Origin of the sequence: Pseudomonas sp. 18173 (assembly GCF_050432945.1) — a bacterium.
GTDB lineage: Bacteria > Pseudomonadota > Gammaproteobacteria > Pseudomonadales > Pseudomonadaceae > Aquipseudomonas.
In genome coordinates, this window is the sequence record NZ_JBKFTN010000001.1 from 83,381 (window position 1) to 98,748 (window position 15,368).

At 60.1% G+C, this 15,368-nt stretch carries 10 protein-coding genes and 2 pseudogenes; 9 read left to right on the forward strand and 3 right to left on the reverse strand.

What is annotated here, in order from left to right; genetic code table 11:
• Nucleotides 1–86: 86 nt before the first annotated feature.
• The 4 genes from ACLD1X_RS00405 to ACLD1X_RS00420 all read left to right on the forward strand — a co-directional run bounded on the left by ACLD1X_RS00405 (nucleotide 87) and on the right by ACLD1X_RS00420 (nucleotide 4,798).
• On the forward strand, nucleotides 87–2,654 hold the full coding sequence (locus tag ACLD1X_RS00405) for a TonB-dependent receptor (protein WP_429365662.1): 2,568 nt from the start codon (nucleotides 87–89) through the stop codon (nucleotides 2,652–2,654).
• Nucleotides 2,655–2,767: 113 nt separating this feature from the next.
• Nucleotides 2,768–3,370: a biliverdin-producing heme oxygenase gene (locus tag ACLD1X_RS00410; RefSeq protein WP_429365663.1), complete on the forward strand. Its 603-nt coding sequence runs from the start codon at nucleotides 2,768–2,770 to the stop codon at nucleotides 3,368–3,370.
• A gap of 161 nt (nucleotides 3,371–3,531) precedes the next feature.
• A complete protein-coding gene (locus ACLD1X_RS00415; protein WP_429365664.1) occupies nucleotides 3,532–3,921 on the forward strand; it encodes a YbaN family protein in 390 nt (129 codons plus the stop codon).
• Between the two features lie 148 nt (nucleotides 3,922–4,069).
• Nucleotides 4,070–4,798 carry a hypothetical protein gene (locus ACLD1X_RS00420; RefSeq protein ID WP_429365665.1) on the forward strand — a complete coding sequence of 243 codons (729 nt, stop codon included), beginning with the start codon at nucleotides 4,070–4,072 and terminating at the stop codon, nucleotides 4,796–4,798.
• A gap of 59 nt (nucleotides 4,799–4,857) precedes the next feature.
• On the opposite strand, the gene ACLD1X_RS00425 is transcribed toward ACLD1X_RS00420, so the two are convergent.
• A complete protein-coding gene (locus ACLD1X_RS00425; RefSeq protein WP_429365666.1) occupies nucleotides 4,858–5,643 on the reverse strand; it encodes a hypothetical protein in 786 nt (261 codons plus the stop codon).
• A 726-nt stretch (nucleotides 5,644–6,369) separates the two neighbouring features.
• On the opposite strand from ACLD1X_RS00425, the pseudogene ACLD1X_RS00430 reads away from it, so the two are divergent.
• The 3 genes and pseudogenes from ACLD1X_RS00430 to ACLD1X_RS00440 form a co-directional block, all read left to right on the forward strand.
• A pseudogene (locus tag ACLD1X_RS00430) lies at nucleotides 6,370–7,338 on the forward strand (chemotaxis protein); the annotation flags it as partial.
• 375 nt (nucleotides 7,339–7,713) lie between these two features.
• A pseudogene (locus tag ACLD1X_RS00435) lies at nucleotides 7,714–8,244 on the forward strand (methyl-accepting chemotaxis protein); the annotation flags it as partial.
• Between the two features lie 171 nt (nucleotides 8,245–8,415).
• Entirely contained in the window at nucleotides 8,416–9,765 is a 1,350-nt protein-coding gene (locus ACLD1X_RS00440) for a CoA transferase (protein ID WP_429365667.1), read from the forward strand.
• A 129-nt stretch (nucleotides 9,766–9,894) separates the two neighbouring features.
• Here the strand turns inward: ACLD1X_RS00440 and ACLD1X_RS00445 are convergent, their stop codons facing one another.
• Together ACLD1X_RS00445 and arcD (ACLD1X_RS00450) are read right to left on the reverse strand one after the other, a co-directional pair.
• A complete protein-coding gene (locus tag ACLD1X_RS00445) occupies nucleotides 9,895–10,761 on the reverse strand; it encodes a DNA-3-methyladenine glycosylase family protein (protein WP_429365668.1) in 867 nt (288 codons plus the stop codon).
• Nucleotides 10,758–12,185 (reverse strand): arginine-ornithine antiporter, encoded by a 1,428-nt coding sequence (gene arcD / locus ACLD1X_RS00450; protein ID WP_429365920.1) that lies wholly within the window; start codon nucleotides 12,183–12,185, stop codon nucleotides 10,758–10,760. The genes ACLD1X_RS00445 and arcD (ACLD1X_RS00450) overlap by 4 nt, the downstream gene beginning before the upstream one ends.
• Before the next feature lie 441 nt (nucleotides 12,186–12,626).
• On the opposite strand from arcD (ACLD1X_RS00450), the gene arcD (ACLD1X_RS00455) reads away from it, so the two are divergent.
• Complete coding sequence (gene arcD / locus ACLD1X_RS00455) at nucleotides 12,627–14,054, forward strand: arginine-ornithine antiporter (protein ID WP_429365669.1); 1,428 nt, start codon at nucleotides 12,627–12,629, stop codon at nucleotides 14,052–14,054.
• 52 nt (nucleotides 14,055–14,106) lie between these two features.
• Nucleotides 14,107–15,363, forward strand: coding sequence for an arginine deiminase (gene arcA, locus ACLD1X_RS00460; RefSeq protein ID WP_429365670.1), 1,257 nt, complete (start codon nucleotides 14,107–14,109; stop codon nucleotides 15,361–15,363).
• Nucleotides 15,364–15,368 lie beyond the last annotated feature (5 nt).

Here is a 15,368-nt window from a genome sequence, read left to right on the forward strand (position 1 = left end):
CGTCTCGTTATAGCCAATGCAATTGATTCGCATCTAACCCTGCCAATCAGCACCTATAAAGATTCGTGCGACCCGGAGCGCTATCGATGTCCTCTCGCCTTACCCGTCCAGCCTCTTCACCCTCCCGCGTGCTGTCGCTGCTGACCGCAGCCATCCTGATGGCCGGTGCCGCACCGCTCATGGCCGCCACCGCCACCGAGCAGTCGACCCGCAAAATGGGCGATTACCCGTTCGCCATTCCCCAACAGTCCCTGGTGTCGGCACTCAATGCCTTTACCGCCGTGACGGGCTGGCAGGTCGGCGTGTCGTCGGAGCTGGCGCAAGGTGTGGCCTCGCCGGGCGTCCGTGGTTCGCTGTCGCCGGAGAAAGCCCTGGATCGCCTGTTGGTGGGGACCAACCTGAGCTATCGCAAACTGGGCAACAACAGCATCGTCCTGGAAAAGCGCAGCAATAACAGCGCGCTGAATCTGGATCAGGTGACCATCAGCGCCACCCGAAACGAACAGGATGTGAACAGCGTTCCCAGCACAGTCTCTGTCTACACCCGCGAAGATCTGGACCGTAACAACGTCAATACCATCAAGGAACTGGTGCGCTACGAACCCGGTGTTTCGGTGGGTGGCTCGGGCCAGCGCGCCGGCATCACGGGCTACAACATTCGCGGTATCGATGGCGACCGCGTGCTGACCCAGATCGATGGCGTGCAGGTGCCCGACGGCTTCTTCAATGGCCCCTATGCACAGACCAACCGCAACTATGTCGACCCGGAAGTCGTCAAGCGTGTGGAAATCCTCCGGGGCCCGGCCTCTGTCCTGTACGGCAGCAACGCCATTGGCGGTGCCGTCAGCTACTACACGCTGGACCCGGACGACATCATCAAACCGGGCAAGGATGTCGGCGCACGCCTGAAAACCGGCTACAGCTCCGCCGACGACAGCTGGCTGACGTCCGGCACCGTCGCAGGCCGTACCGGTGAGTTCGATGGCCTGTTGCATCTCAGTCAGCGCAACGGTCATGAAACCGAGTCCTTTGGAGAAACCGGCGGCACTGGCCTGAATCGTACGCAAGCCAACCCCGAGGATGTGCGCACCACCAGCGTGCTGGCCAAACTGGGCTGGAATTACGCTGACGACGCGCGTTTTGGCCTGACCTACGAGCACTACAAGGACGACCGCGATACCAATCAATTGAGCGCCGTGGGCGGCCCGTTCAATGCCGGACGCGGTTTCGGCTACTACAAGTCCCGTACCGGCAACGACACGATCACCCGCGAACGCTTTGGCCTGGAACACAGCTTCGGCCTGGACAGCGCCCTGGCCGACAACATCAAGTGGACACTGAACTACCAGATCGCCAAGACCGACCAGAGCACCGAGGAAATCTACGCGCCGCCGTCCAGGACCGTGCTGCGTAACCGCGATACCACCTACAAGGACCGCCAATGGGTATTCGACGCCCAGGCTGACAAGTCGTTTGCCATCGCCGACACCGACCACCTCGTCACCTATGGCACCACCATCAAGCAGGACAAGATCACCGGCTTGCGCACCGGTAGTGGCACCTGCCTGACCGTGGCCGGTTCCTGCCGGGTCATCGGCGCCCCTAGTGCCGCCGACACGCTGGTACCCGCCAGTGACTTCCCGGACCCGACCGTCACCAGCTACAGCCTGTTCGCCCAGGATCTGATCAGCTGGGGCAACTGGACCTTCGTGCCCGGTGCTCGCTACGACTACACCCAGCTCAAGCCGCACATCACCGAAGAGTTCCTGGCCACCGCTGACCAGAGCCGCAACGGTGTGGTGAGCGACGAGACCAAGACCTGGCATCGCCTGTCGCCAAAATTCGGCACCACCTACAGCTTCAACGACCACTACACCTGGTACGGCCAATATGCCGAAGGCTTCCGTACCCCGACCGCCAAGGCCTTGTATGGTCGTTTCGAAAACCTCGCCGGCGGCTATCAGGTCGCGCCCAACCCGAACCTCGAACCGGAAAAGAGCAAAAGCTACGAGACGGGTTTGCGCGGCAACTTCGAGCAGGGTTCGTTTGACGTGGCCGTGTTCTACAACAAATACCGCGACTTCATTGACGAGAACGCCATCACGCCCGGCTACACCGAGACCACTTTCCAGAGCAACAACATCAAGCACGCCACCATCAAGGGCGCCGAGGTCAAGGGCCGCCTGAACCTCGACGCTTTCGGCGCGCCGCAGGGCCTCTATACCCGGGGCTCGGTGGCCTATGCCTACGGTCGCAACGACGACAGCGGCGAGCCGCTCAACAGCGTCAACCCGCTGACCGGTGTACTCGGCCTCGGCTACGACCAGGACAACTACGGTGGCTTGCTCAGCTGGACGCTGGTGAAGAAGAAAGACCGCGTCGACAGTACCAGCTTCAAGACCCCGGACGGCACCAGCACCCAGTTCAAGACCCCGGGCTTCGGCATTCTGGACCTGAGCGCGTTCTACAAGGTGACCGACGAGGTGACCGTCAGTGGCGGCGTCTACAACCTGACCGACAAGAAATACTGGCTGTGGGATGACGTGCGCGGCTTTGACAGCGTCGGCGAAGCCTCGGTAACCCAGCCGGCCAACCTCGACCGCCTGACCCAGCCGGGTCGCAACTTTGCGGTCAACCTGATCTGGGACATCTGATCCGGCATCCCGCCGGGCGGTTGATTGAAGCCGTCCGGCGAGGATTTTTTACTGTCAGGCGCCTGCTGGTTCGTCTCGTAACCAAGCGCCTCTTTTTCCCCCAAGGAATTGCCATGACCACCCAAGACACCGAGCAACGCCCCAGCCTGCGTTCCCAGCGTTTGAACCAGATCACCAACGAGCCGCACAGCAAGCTCGATGCCCTGGTCAAGGCCCACTCCCCGTTTGAAACCCAGGCCAGTTTCGCCCGCTTCGTGGTGGCGCAGTACCTGTTCCAGTCGGAACTGGTCTCGCTGTACAACGATGCCGAACTGACCGCCATCGTCCCGGACCTGCCAGCCCGCTGCCGTGCCGATGCGGCCAAAGCTGACCTGGCGGACCTGGACACCGACGTGCCGGCGCCCGTTGCCGGTGCCCTGAAGAACCCGACCAAAGCCCAAGCCCTGGGCTGGCTCTTCGTCTCCGAAGGCTCGAAACTCGGCGCAGCCTTCCTGATCAAGCGTGCCGTGGGCCTTGGCCTGAGCGAGACCTTCGGCGCCCGCCACCTCGGCGAACCGGCCGGTGGCCGCGCTGAAGGCTGGAAGAGCTTCGTCAAGACCCTCGATGGCCTGGAATTCAGCGCCCGGGAAGAAGCCGAAGTGGAAAAAGGCGCCATCGACGCGTTCAACCGTTTTACGGTGCTGCTGGAGCGGGCTTACGCTACCGAAGCCGCCTGACCCAACGCGTTCCCCTTGTGGGAGCGGGCTTGCTCGCGAAAGCGGTGTGTCAGTCAACGTTGATGTTGAGGCTGATGACCTCTTCGCGAGCAAGCCCGCTCCCACAAGGAACGAAGCAAATCCGTAAGATTTCGATCAGCCCCACATGTTGCCTTGAGCCCATGCCAGCCTCCTCCAGACTCTCCCGCCTCCTCTTCGGCCTGCTGGCCTATGTCAGCCTGGGTATCGGCTTGATCGCCATCGTCATTCCCGGCCTGCCCACCACCGAGTTCATCCTGCTGGCCGCCTGGGCCGCGACCCGCAGTTCGCCGCGCCTGAGTGCCTGGCTGGAAAACCACCGGCTGTTCGGCCCCATTCTCCATAACTGGCGCAACGGCAAGATCATCGCGCGTCGGGCAAAACTCAGCGCCACTGTCAGCATGCTGGCATGTGCCGGCCTGATGCTGGTGATGCTCGATCACGGCTGGCCGGTCTATCTGGCGATCGCCGGAATGGGGCTGGGCAATCTGTGGATCTGGTCACGGCCGGAATCACTGCCGCAGGGCACCTGAAGGCTCTTGTGACCTTCCTGTAACAGCCGACAACGGCACGCATGAAAGTACTTACTTGTTGTTCGGACTTCTCCTACGTGTTTATCAGGTCATCCATTTCCGGAACTGGCCGCTAAGCATTTTGGAACCCCCACAACGAGAAACTGATATGAATATAGGTCCTGCCTGGTATCAAATTCCGCGTCCGCAGGCGGTGCAAGCGAAAGCGGAAGTAGACAAACTCGAGAAATTTGAAGGGCTGATCATTGATGAAAAAAGAGTGAAGTCGACCATCGACAAACTCCTGACACCTCTACAGGGTGGTATGACCAACGAAGACCTGGATGAAGTGGAAAAATTCTTGGACGTCGTTCATCCAGATCGCGAGTACATGGACCTGCGAAGCGAGATAAAGTCCTTTAGAGCTGTAATCCAGTGGGCTAACGAACTCCGCGCAGGAGACATGCTCCGCGAAATGGAAAAGATTTACTCCGTTTTCAAAAATGACCTGCAGAACAAATGGTCTGGCCTGGCCAATAAGCCAATGGGGTTCACCGTGGCCGAAGACGGTCAGCTGAAAGTCACTTCGCCACCCAACACACTGACTGCCAGGGATGAAGAAATACTGAATGCCCTGTTGAATGAGGCAAAAGGCTTGCAATCCCTGACCGTCAAGCACGCCAAGACCGTGATCGAACTGGTCAAGCGGGATAAGCCACAGTTCGAGGGCAAGGTGAAACTGGACCTGAGCAACTTCCACAAGATGGTTGACTATGGATTACTGCTGAACAAAGGTGCGCTGGATCTCAGAAATTCCGACTCCTGGCTGGATCAATTGCATAAAAAAGCCGAAAAGGATCCGATCGAGAAAAAAACGGGGCTGCACATCGAGGCCTGATCGACTGATAAAGCCCGGCAAAGCGGGTATGCAGACCGCTTGCCGGGAACATGACAGATCTAGTTGCGCAACATGTTTTGATAGCAGATTTGAGCAAATGAAACATTCGGCACGTTGTAACCTCCTACACCCGAATTCTCTTTGTCTTGAACCTGAATCGACCAATGCCCCAGGTTGTATTCAACTTCCCACTTATAGCGATACTTGCCACTGCTGGTCCAGAAAGGCTCAGACTTCAACTGGCCATAACACCTGCCCAACTCGAGGGCTTGCGCGGCGCTGCCAGTGCTGTCCGTTATAAGGTCGTATTTTTTTCCATCCCCCCCCTTGTTCAATATCAAGGTAGCTTTAGCGCCTTCGAGCGGCTGCCCTGTCGAATCCCTCAGCCGCACCGACCAGTTCAAGACTCTGTAGGCCTGCGTAGTTGCCCAGTACAGCGGCAGCTCACCGGCATCGCCCCGGACACGACTGTCGGCGTAATAAGGCGCTGAGCCAAAATCGAGCGTGTAGATATCACCCGCCACGAACGCAGTGGACGGCTTCTTCGAGATGCGAACCTGAACTTCCTGATTCGGCTGCAAGCCAGACACCGTAAAGGGTTTCCCCCAAGGGATTAGGGTCCATGCGCCATTGCGATTGTATTCCAGCGTCAATGACCCGCCATTGGTCCCCGTCGCCTTGATCCACACGTCCTGCCCCCGCACCGCCATGAAGCGGTAATGCTTTACATCCGTTTCGTCAGCCAGACTTTCCTTGAGGGTGTTCAGTTTGTCCGGCAGTACCGTGGCCGCCGGGGGGATTTGAGAGGCGATACCCGAAACCGCGGCCGAGTTCAGAAACGACATGGCAGGTGCCGCGCCTGCCGCCAATAACATTCCCCAAAACAACAACACCGAGTGCAACCCGGTCCTTTTAAAGCAAGTGATCCACATAGGGTCTTCTCGTTTTTTAATGTCAGATGCCGGTAGCCAGAACTTCCGGGAGCGCTCCACCGAGGTGGCACCTGCATTTAATCGGTCTGCCCTTTATGAGAAGCGGTACATATGTATTTCGTGAGAGTTATTTAAAGCGCAAGAACACCTTGGGTGTCGGTACTAAATTGATGAGCCCATAGCGTGATTTTTCCTCGTTTTAACCGTCTTTTCGGCACATTTTTCTGCGCAAACGTTCAACCACTACCGTTCGTCGGGTTACCCCTCATGTAACCTCTTCGCCACGCCGATGTGCATTGATCGGCGCTAAACGGATTTAGCCAGCGGGCCGCAAAGGCCCCCAGCCAACACGTCATCCATTCGCGAGTTCGCCCTATGTTCGACTCACTGTCCATCCGCCTGAAAATCGTCCTGCTGTCCGGTCTGTGCCTGCTGGGTGTAGTCGCCTTGATAGTGGGCATGAACATTTACCAGACCAATCAGAACGATGACCTGGTCAATGACTCCAGCAGCAGAATGCTCACCGCCAGTGTGCAGGACCTGCTCCAGGCCAAGGCCGCCGAGCAAGCGGTGCGGGTACAGAAGACATTCGGTGAAACCCTGACGGTGGTCACGGCGCTCGCGGACCAGATCAAGGACATGCGCAACCTCGCCGCCAAGCGTTCGCTGGAGCCCGGCGCCCTGCGTGAAGAGTTGAACCAGAGCCTGAAAACCGCCTTCGAGCGCAACGGCAAAGTGCTGGGCATCTGGCTGGCGTTCGAACCCAATGGCCTGGATGGCAAGGACAGCGAGTTCGTCGGCGACGCCGCCCGTCAATCCAACGAGACCGGGCGTTTCGCCACGTACTGGAGCCGTGCCGGGGGTGAGTCGCTGAACACGATCATGGTCGAAGAGGACATGACCAAGACCACCCTGAACCTCAGCGGCACACCGTACAACGTCTGGTACACCTGCCCACGGGACAGCAAGCGCACCTGCCTGCTCGACCCGTACGCCGATACTGTCGGCGGCAAGGAAGTGTTGATGACCACCATTTCCGTACCGTTGCTGGTGGATGGCAAGTCCATCGGCGTGGTCGGTATCGACATCGCCCTCGACGCCCTGCAAGCGGCAGCGATCGATTCCCAGCGTGAACTGTTCAACAACGCCGGGCACATGCTGATTGTCTCCGGCACCGGCGTGATGGCGGCCTACAGCGTCGATGCGACGAAAGTCGGCAAGAGCATCGGCGACACCCTGGGCGCGGATGGCAAGGACATCCTGCAATTGCTCGGCAGCGGTGCACCGAAGATTCTCCAGCAAGGCGACCTGATCCGTGCGGTGTACCCGGTCAGCCCGATTGCCGATGCCAAGGCCTGGGCCGTGGTGATCGACCTGCCCAGACAAGTGCTGCTGGCCGACTCGGTGAAACTCCAGGCGGTGCTCGACGATGCCCAGCAGAGCGGCACGATCAAGGCCTTGTCGGTGGCGGTGATCGCCGGTGTACTCGGCCTGCTGCTGATGTGGCTGACCGCCTCCGGCGTCACCCGGCCGATCAATAGCGTGGCGCAGATGCTCAAGGCGATTGCCAGCGGCGACGGCGACCTGACTCAGCGCCTGCACTACAGCAAGCAGGACGAACTGGGCGAACTGGTGAGCTGGTTCAACCGCTTCCTCGACAAGCTGCAACCGACCATCGCGCAGATCAAGCAAAGCATCGCCGACGCCCGCGGCACGGCCGATCAGTCGTCGGAGATTGCCCGCCAGACCAGCGAAGGCATGCAGGTGCAGTTCCGCGAAATCGACCAGGTCGCCACGGCGTCCAACGAGATGAGCGCCACCGCCCACGATGTCGCCAACAGCGCCTCGAACGCGGCCAATGCCGCCAAGGGCGCCGACCAGTCGGCCCGCGACGGCATGTCGATCATCGAGCGCAGCACCCGCGACATCAATCAACTGGCCGAAGAAGTCAGCAAGGCCGTGACCGAAGTCGAAGCCCTCGCGGTCAACAGCGAACAGATCGGTTCGGTGCTGGAGGTGATTCGCAGCATCGCCGAACAAACCAACCTGCTGGCCCTCAACGCAGCGATTGAAGCCGCTCGCGCCGGCGAGAGCGGTCGCGGCTTTGCGGTGGTGGCCGATGAAGTGCGCAACCTGGCCAAACGCACCCAAGATTCGGTGGAGGAAATTCGCCTGGTGATCGAACGCATCCAGTCCGGCACCCGTGGCGTGGTCGCCACCATGCATTCAAGCCAGACCCAGGCCCACAGCAATGCCGGGCAGATCCAGCAAGCAGTCCAGGCCTTGGGCAAGATCAGCGACGCGGTCACCGTGATCAGCGACATGAACCTGCAAATCGCCAGCGCCGCCGAGCAGCAAAGCGCCGTGGCCGAAGAGGTCAACCGCAACGTCTCGGCGATCCGCACCGTCACCGAAACCCTGACCGGCCAGGCCACCGAATCGGCGCAGATCAGCAGCCAGCTCAATGCCCTGACCACCCACCAGATGAAATTGATGGATCAGTTCCGCGTGTAAGCAACCGCGCATCCCCTGTGGGAGCGGGCTTGCTCGCGAATGCGGTGTATCCGTCACCATCATCGTTGAATGATGGATCGCATTCGCGAGCAAGCCCGCTCCCACAGATGGATTTCATCTGACCTCAGTTTTTTTGATCTATGCTCGGCCTCTCACTCCGGAGGCCCTTCGATGACTGATCTGCTCACGTCCATTCAAGCCGCACTCGGTTTGCCGCACACCCCCATTCCATTCACCTCCAGCGGCGCCCTGCCCTCGGCGTTTGCCGTCACTGACCTGGCCTGCTCCAGCGTGGCCGCTGCCGGCCAGGCCGTCAGCGAACTGCTGCACCAACAAACCGGACACCTGCCCGACCTTGAAGTTGACCGACGCCTGGCGTCCTTCTGGTTCGCCACCTCGATTCGTCCGATCGGCTGGAGCGTTCCACCGCTGTGGGACCCGGTAGCCGGTGACTACGCCACCCGCGATGGCTGGATTCGCCTGCACACCAACGCGCCCCATCACCGCGCCGCGGCAGAAAGCGTGCTCGGTGCCTGTGCCGACCGTGCGGCGATGGCCGGCAAAGTGGTGCAATGGGCGAAGAGCGAGCTGGAACAGGCGGTGGTCGATGCCGGTGGCTGTGCAGCCGAAATGCGTACCAGGGAACAATGGCAGGCCCATCCTCAGGGCCAGGCAGTCAATGCCGAGCCCCTGGTTCTATTTGCCAACCACCCAGGCCAGAGCCGCAAACCGTGGACCGGTTCAGACACTCGACCACTGGCCGGCATCAAAGTGCTGGACTTGACCCGGGTACTGGCAGGTCCCATCGCCAGTCGCTTCATGGCTGGTCTCGGCGCCGATGTCTTGCGCATCGATCCACCGACCTGGAACGAGCCGGGGGTGGTGCCGGAGGTCACTTTGGGAAAACGTTGCGCGCGTCTGGACCTGAACGACAGGTCCGACCGCGGCGTATTCGAAAGCCTGCTCAAGGACGCCGACATCCTGCTCCATGGCTATCGTGCCGATGCGCTGGAGCGACTGGGCTTCGGCACGAATGAGCGCCGACAACTGAACCCGGGCCTGATTGATGTTTGCCTGAACGCCTACGGCTGGAGTGGCCCCTGGCAAAACCGCCGGGGCTTCGACAGCCTGGTGCAGATGAGCAGCGGCATTGCCGAAGCGGGCATGCAGTGGAAGCAGGCGGACAAGCCGACGCCGTTGCCGGTGCAGGCCCTCGATCACGCCACCGGGTATTTGATGGCAGCCAGTGCGATCAGGTTGCTGGCGCAGCGGTTGAGCAACGGCATGGGAGGCTCGGCGCAGTTGTCGCTGGCGCGTACGGCGAAGTTGTTGATCGAGCATGGACCCGGGACGAGTGAAACATTACGTTCGGAAGATGAGCAGGACCAGGGGTTGAGGGTGGAGCAGACACCGTGGGGGACGGCGCATCGGTTACACGCACCTTTGAAGATAACCGGGACGCCGTTGCAGTGGGCGCTACCGGCAACGGAACTGGGTTCGCATCGCGCACATTGGTGGTGACGGCCAGATCGCCTTCGCGAGCAAGCCCGCTCCCACATTTGATCGCGATAGTCAGGAAAAACGCAGTCCCTGTGGGAGCGGGCTTGCTCGCGAAGACGTCAGGACTGCCAGTACAAATTCCGGATCAGCTCAGTCCGCCCGACTCAACGAAGTCCACAGCACCTGCGCCGCATACCCTCGATAAGGCCGCCAGCCTTCAGCCCGCAACAACAGCTGCTTCGCTGTCACCGGCCCCCCTTCCAGCGCCGCCAGCGCATTGATCAGCCCCACATCGCCATTGGGAAACCCATCCATCTCCCGCAACTGTCGCAACGCAATGTATTGCGCCGTCCAGTCACCAATCCCGTGCAACGCCAGCAACCGCGCTACGCCCCCCTCGCGGCCGGGCTCGAACAATCGCGGATCGTCGAGTAGCGCCTGAGCCACACCCGACAACGTCCGGCCGCGGCTTTTCGGCATGCCCAACGCCGCCAGATCGGCCCCCGCCAACACCTCAGCCGTGGGGAACACGTGGCTCAATCCTGGCAACGGTCTGCCCAGCGCTGCGCCATATTGCGTCACCAGTTTCCCCGCCAGGCGGATCGCCGCCGCCACCGTAATCTGCTGCCCCAGCACCGCGCGGATCGCCAGCTCCAGCCCGTCCCACGCCCCCGGCACACGCAGCCCTGGGCGCTGGGCAATCAAGCGGGCCATCAGCGGATCAACCGTTATCAAATGCCGATGGATCGTGGCGAGGTCCGCGTCGAGATCGAACATCCGCCGCACGCTTGCGACGATGTCGGGCACGGCGTTCGGGTCGGGAAAGTCCAGCGTCAGCTCAAGGGCATCAGAGGTGGCTGGCCGAATGGAAAAGGTACCTTGCGTACCGTGCAGTTCGAAGCCGCGCGAGTAAACGCCGTCGGCAACCGTTTCCAGTCCCGCAATCGCCCGCGCCGACAAAAAACCCAGCATCGCCGGCCAGTCATAGGGTGGCTGATACGCCAGCAACACCTTCACAGACTCAGCAACCCGCTATACAGCCCATAAGCCGCGAGCCCGGCGCCCCCGATGACAGCGGTGAAAATGCCCTTCTCGATGACCGTGAACAATGGCATGCCCTGCTCATGGCGGGCCTTGGCAAACAGGATCACACCCGGCGCATACAGTAACGCCGACAGCAGCAAATACTTCAGGCCACCGGCGTACAGCAACCACACCGCGTAACTCAAGGCGATGACGCCAATGAGCAAATCCTTGCTCCGCTCACCCGGTGCCTGCTGGTAGGTTTCACCGCGCACGCACAACAACACTGCGTAGGCCGCCGACCACAGGTACGGCACCAGGATCATGGAAGACGCCAGATAAATCAGGCTGGTGTAAGTACCGGCGGAAAACAGCGTAATCAGCAGGAACAGCTGAATCATCGTGTTGGTCAGCCACATCGCATTGACCGGCACACGGTTGGCGTTTTCTTTGCTCAGGAATGCCGGCATGGTCTTGTCTTTGGCCGTGGCGAACAGGATTTCGGCGCACAACAGTGCCCAGGACAACAAGGCACCCAGCAACGAGATCGCCAGGCCGACGCTGATCAGCAACGCACCCCAGGGGCCGACGATGTGCTCAAGCACCGCCGCCAACGAGGGGTTCTGCAGTTTCGCCAGCTCAGGCTGGGTCATGATCCCCAGCGACAACACGTTCACCAGCACCAGTAGCGCCAACACGCCAATGAAGCCGATCACCGTCGCGCGACCGACATCGGAACGCTTCTGCGCCCGGGCCGAATAGACACTGGCCCCCTCGATCCCGATAAACACGAACACCGTGACCAGCATCATGTGCCGGACCTGATCCATCACGCTGCCAAACTCCGGGTTGTTGCGACCCCAGATATCGAGGGTAAAGATGTCCGCCTTGAACGCCACGGCGGCGATCACGATGAACATGATCAGCGGCACGATCTTGGCCACGGTGGTCACCTGATTGATGAACGCGGCCTCCTTGATCCCGCGCATCACCACAAAATGCACGGTCCACAGCAGCAGCGAAGCGCAGACGATCGCAATCGGTGTGTTGCCTTCGCCAAAGACCGGAAAGAAATAACCGAGGGTGCTGAACAACAACACGAAGTAGCCGACGTTGCCCAGCCAGGCGCTGATCCAGTAGCCCCAGGCCGAAGAAAAGCCCATGTAGTCGCCGAAGCCGGCCTTGGCATAGGCGTAGACCCCCGAGTCCAGATCCGGTTTGCGATTGGCCAGGGTCTGGAACACGAACGCCAGGGTGAGCATGCCGACGGCGGTGATTGCCCACCCGATCAGGATCGCTCCCGCATCGGCCTTGGCCGCCATGTTTTGCGGCAGGGAAAATATCCCGCCACCGATCATCGAACCCACCACCAACGCGATCAACGCGCTCAGGCGAAGCTTGTTCGGTGATTGCGACATCATTGCATCTCCATTTCGTTGGGGGGCGACACCTGCCGCGGGATCGTCACATAACGAGCGTCAACCAAACTGCTGAAGAGTAATAACGTTTATTGAATAACGCCAACAAACGGATTTTTACTTGCACAAATCGGCTGTTTTGGCGTCGATATAATCATTTGTTTTATACGATTTTTTAATACATCAATTCTGTACAAAAAATACATGAATAAAACTTGCAGTTCCTGAAAAACCAACTAGCGTCATAATTCGAAACAAATTCTAAATATGCTTTGATAATCAGAAAAAGGCTCTAGGACAGGCATTACAGGCAGGAACATTGAAGATGATGGCACTCCGCCAAGAATCTGGGAACGCTCTCATTTAATGATCTAAGTCAGCTGATTGAACAGGCAACGGAATTAATCTGCTGCCTCTCTTCTCCTGCATTGGAGTCATGCAATGTCTGAAGCACCCGGAAAACTGAAACTCGGCGCGCTGGTTGCGTTAGTCGTAGGTTCGATGATTGGTGGCGGTATATTTTCCTTGCCACAAAACATGGCCGCGAGTGCGGATGTCGGCGCCATTCTGATCGGTTGGGCGATCACCGCCGTCGGCATGCTCACCCTGGCGTTCGTGTTCCAGACCCTGGCCAACCGCAAACCCGACCTGGACGGTGGGGTCTACGCCTACGCCAAGGCCGGTTTCGGCGACTACATGGGCTTCTCGTCTGCCTGGGGGTACTGGATCAGTGCCTGGCTGGGTAACGTCGGTTATTTCGTGTTGCTGTTCAGCACCCTCGGCTACTTCTTTCCGCTATTTGGAGAGGGCAATACCCCCGCTGCCGTGATCGGCGCCTCGGTGCTGCTCTGGGCCGTACACTTCCTGGTCCTGCGAGGCATCAAGGAAGCGGCGTTCATCAACCTGGTGACCACCGTCGCCAAGATTGTGCCGCTGCTGCTGTTCATGCTGATCGCGTTGTTCGCCTTCAAGCTGGACATCTTCACCGCCGACATCTGGGGCCTGAAGAACCCGGACCTGGGCAGCGTGATGGACCAGGTACGCAAAATGATGCTGGTCACCGTGTGGGTGTTCATCGGCATCGAAGGCGCGAGCATCTTTTCGGCCCGGGCGGAAAAACGCAGCGACGTGGGTAAGGCCACCGTGATCGGTTTCGTCACCGTGCTGCTGTTCCTGGTCCTGGTCAACGTGCTGTCGCTGGGGATCATGACCCAGCCGGAACTGGCCAAGCTGCAGAACCCGTCAATGGCCGCCGTACTGGAACACGTGGTCGGTCACTGGGGCGCGGTGCTGATCAGCGTCGGTCTGATCATCTCGTTGCTGGGGGCGTTGCTGTCGTGGGTGCTGCTGTGTGCGGAAATCATGTTCGCCGCCGCCAAGGACCACACCATGCCGGAGTTCCTGCGCAAGGAAAACGCCAACCATGTACCGGTCAACGCCCTGTGGCTGACCAACGCCATGGTGCAGATTTTCCTGATCATCACGCTGTTCTCGGCCAGCACCTACCTGTCGCTGATCTACCTCGCCACCTCGATGATCCTGGTGCCCTACCTGTGGTCGGCGGCCTACGCCCTGCTGTTGGCGGTGCGTGGCGAAAGCTACGAAAGCGCGCCGGGCGAGCGGCGCAAGGATCTCGTCATCGGCGCGGTGGCCCTGATCTACGCGATCTGGTTGCTGTACGCCGGCGGCATCAAATACCTGCTGCTGTCCGCACTGCTCTATGCCCCCGGCGTGATCCTGTTCGCCAAGGCCAAGCTGGAAATCAACAAACCGGTTTTCACCAACGTCGAGAAGCTGATTTTCGCTGCAGTGGTCGTGGGCGCCGTGGTGGCGGCCTACGGACTCTACGACGGCTTCCTGACCCTTTAGCTTCCACTGCCGGAAGCACAAACCCTGTTTTGTCATCTGGAGGATCACGGTAATGACCAAGGAAAAAGTTAAGTACGGCGTCCATTCCGAAGCCGGCAAACTGCGCAAAGTCATGGTTTGCTCCCCGGGACTTGCGCATCAGCGGCTGACCCCGAACAACTGCGATGAACTGCTGTTCGATGATGTGCTGTGGGTGGCCCAGGCCAAGCGCGACCACTTCGACTTCGTCACCAAGATGCGCGAACGCAACATCGATGTGCTGGAAATGCACAACCTGCTGACCGACATCGTCGCCATTCCCGAAGCCCTGGACTGGATCCTGGAACGCAAGATCACCGCCAACTCGGTGGGCCTGGGCCTGATCAACGAAACCAGCTCGTGGCTGCGTAGCCTGGAGCCGCGCAAGATCGCCGAGTTCCTGATCGGCGGCGTTTCGGGCGATGACTTGCCCACCAGTTTCGGTGGCAAGGCCATCGAGATGTTCCGCGACTTCCTCGGCAACTCCAGCTTCATCCTGCCGCCGCTGCCCAACACCCAGTTCACCCGCGATACCACCTGCTGGATCTACGGTGGCGTCACCCTCAACCCGATGTATTGGCCGGCACGCCGCCAGGAAACCCTGCTGACCACCGCCATCTACAAATTCCACCCCGAGTTCACCAACGCCGACTTCCAGATCTGGTACGGCGACCCGGACAAGGACCATGGCAACTCCACCCTCGAGGGCGGTGACGTGATGCCGATCGGCAACGGCGTGGTATTGATCGGCATGGGCGAACGCTCGTCGCGCCAGGCCATTGCCCAACTGGCGGTGAACCTGTTCAAGAACAAGGCCGTCGAGAAAGTGATCGTCGCCGGCCTGCCGAAATCCCGCGCGGCGATGCACCTGGACACGGTGTTCAGCTTCTGCGATCGCGACCTCGTCACGATCTTCCCGGAAGTGGTGAACCAGATTGTCGCCTTCACCCTGCGTCCCGATGAAAGCAAAGCCGGCGGCATCGACATCCGCCGTGAAGAAACCAACTTCCTCGACACCGTGGCCCAGGCCCTCAACCTCAAGGCCCTGCGTGTGGTGGAAACCGGCGGCAACAGCTTCGCCGCCGAACGCGAGCAATGGGACGACGGCAACAACGTAGTGGCCGTGGAACCCGGCGTGGTCATCGGCTACGACCGCAATACCTACACCAATACCCTGCTACGCAAAGCCGGCGTGGAAGTGATCACCATCAGCGCCGGCGAACTCGGCCGGGGACGGGGCGGCGGCCATTGCATGACCTGCCCGATCATCCGCGATCCGATTGACTACTAACCTGT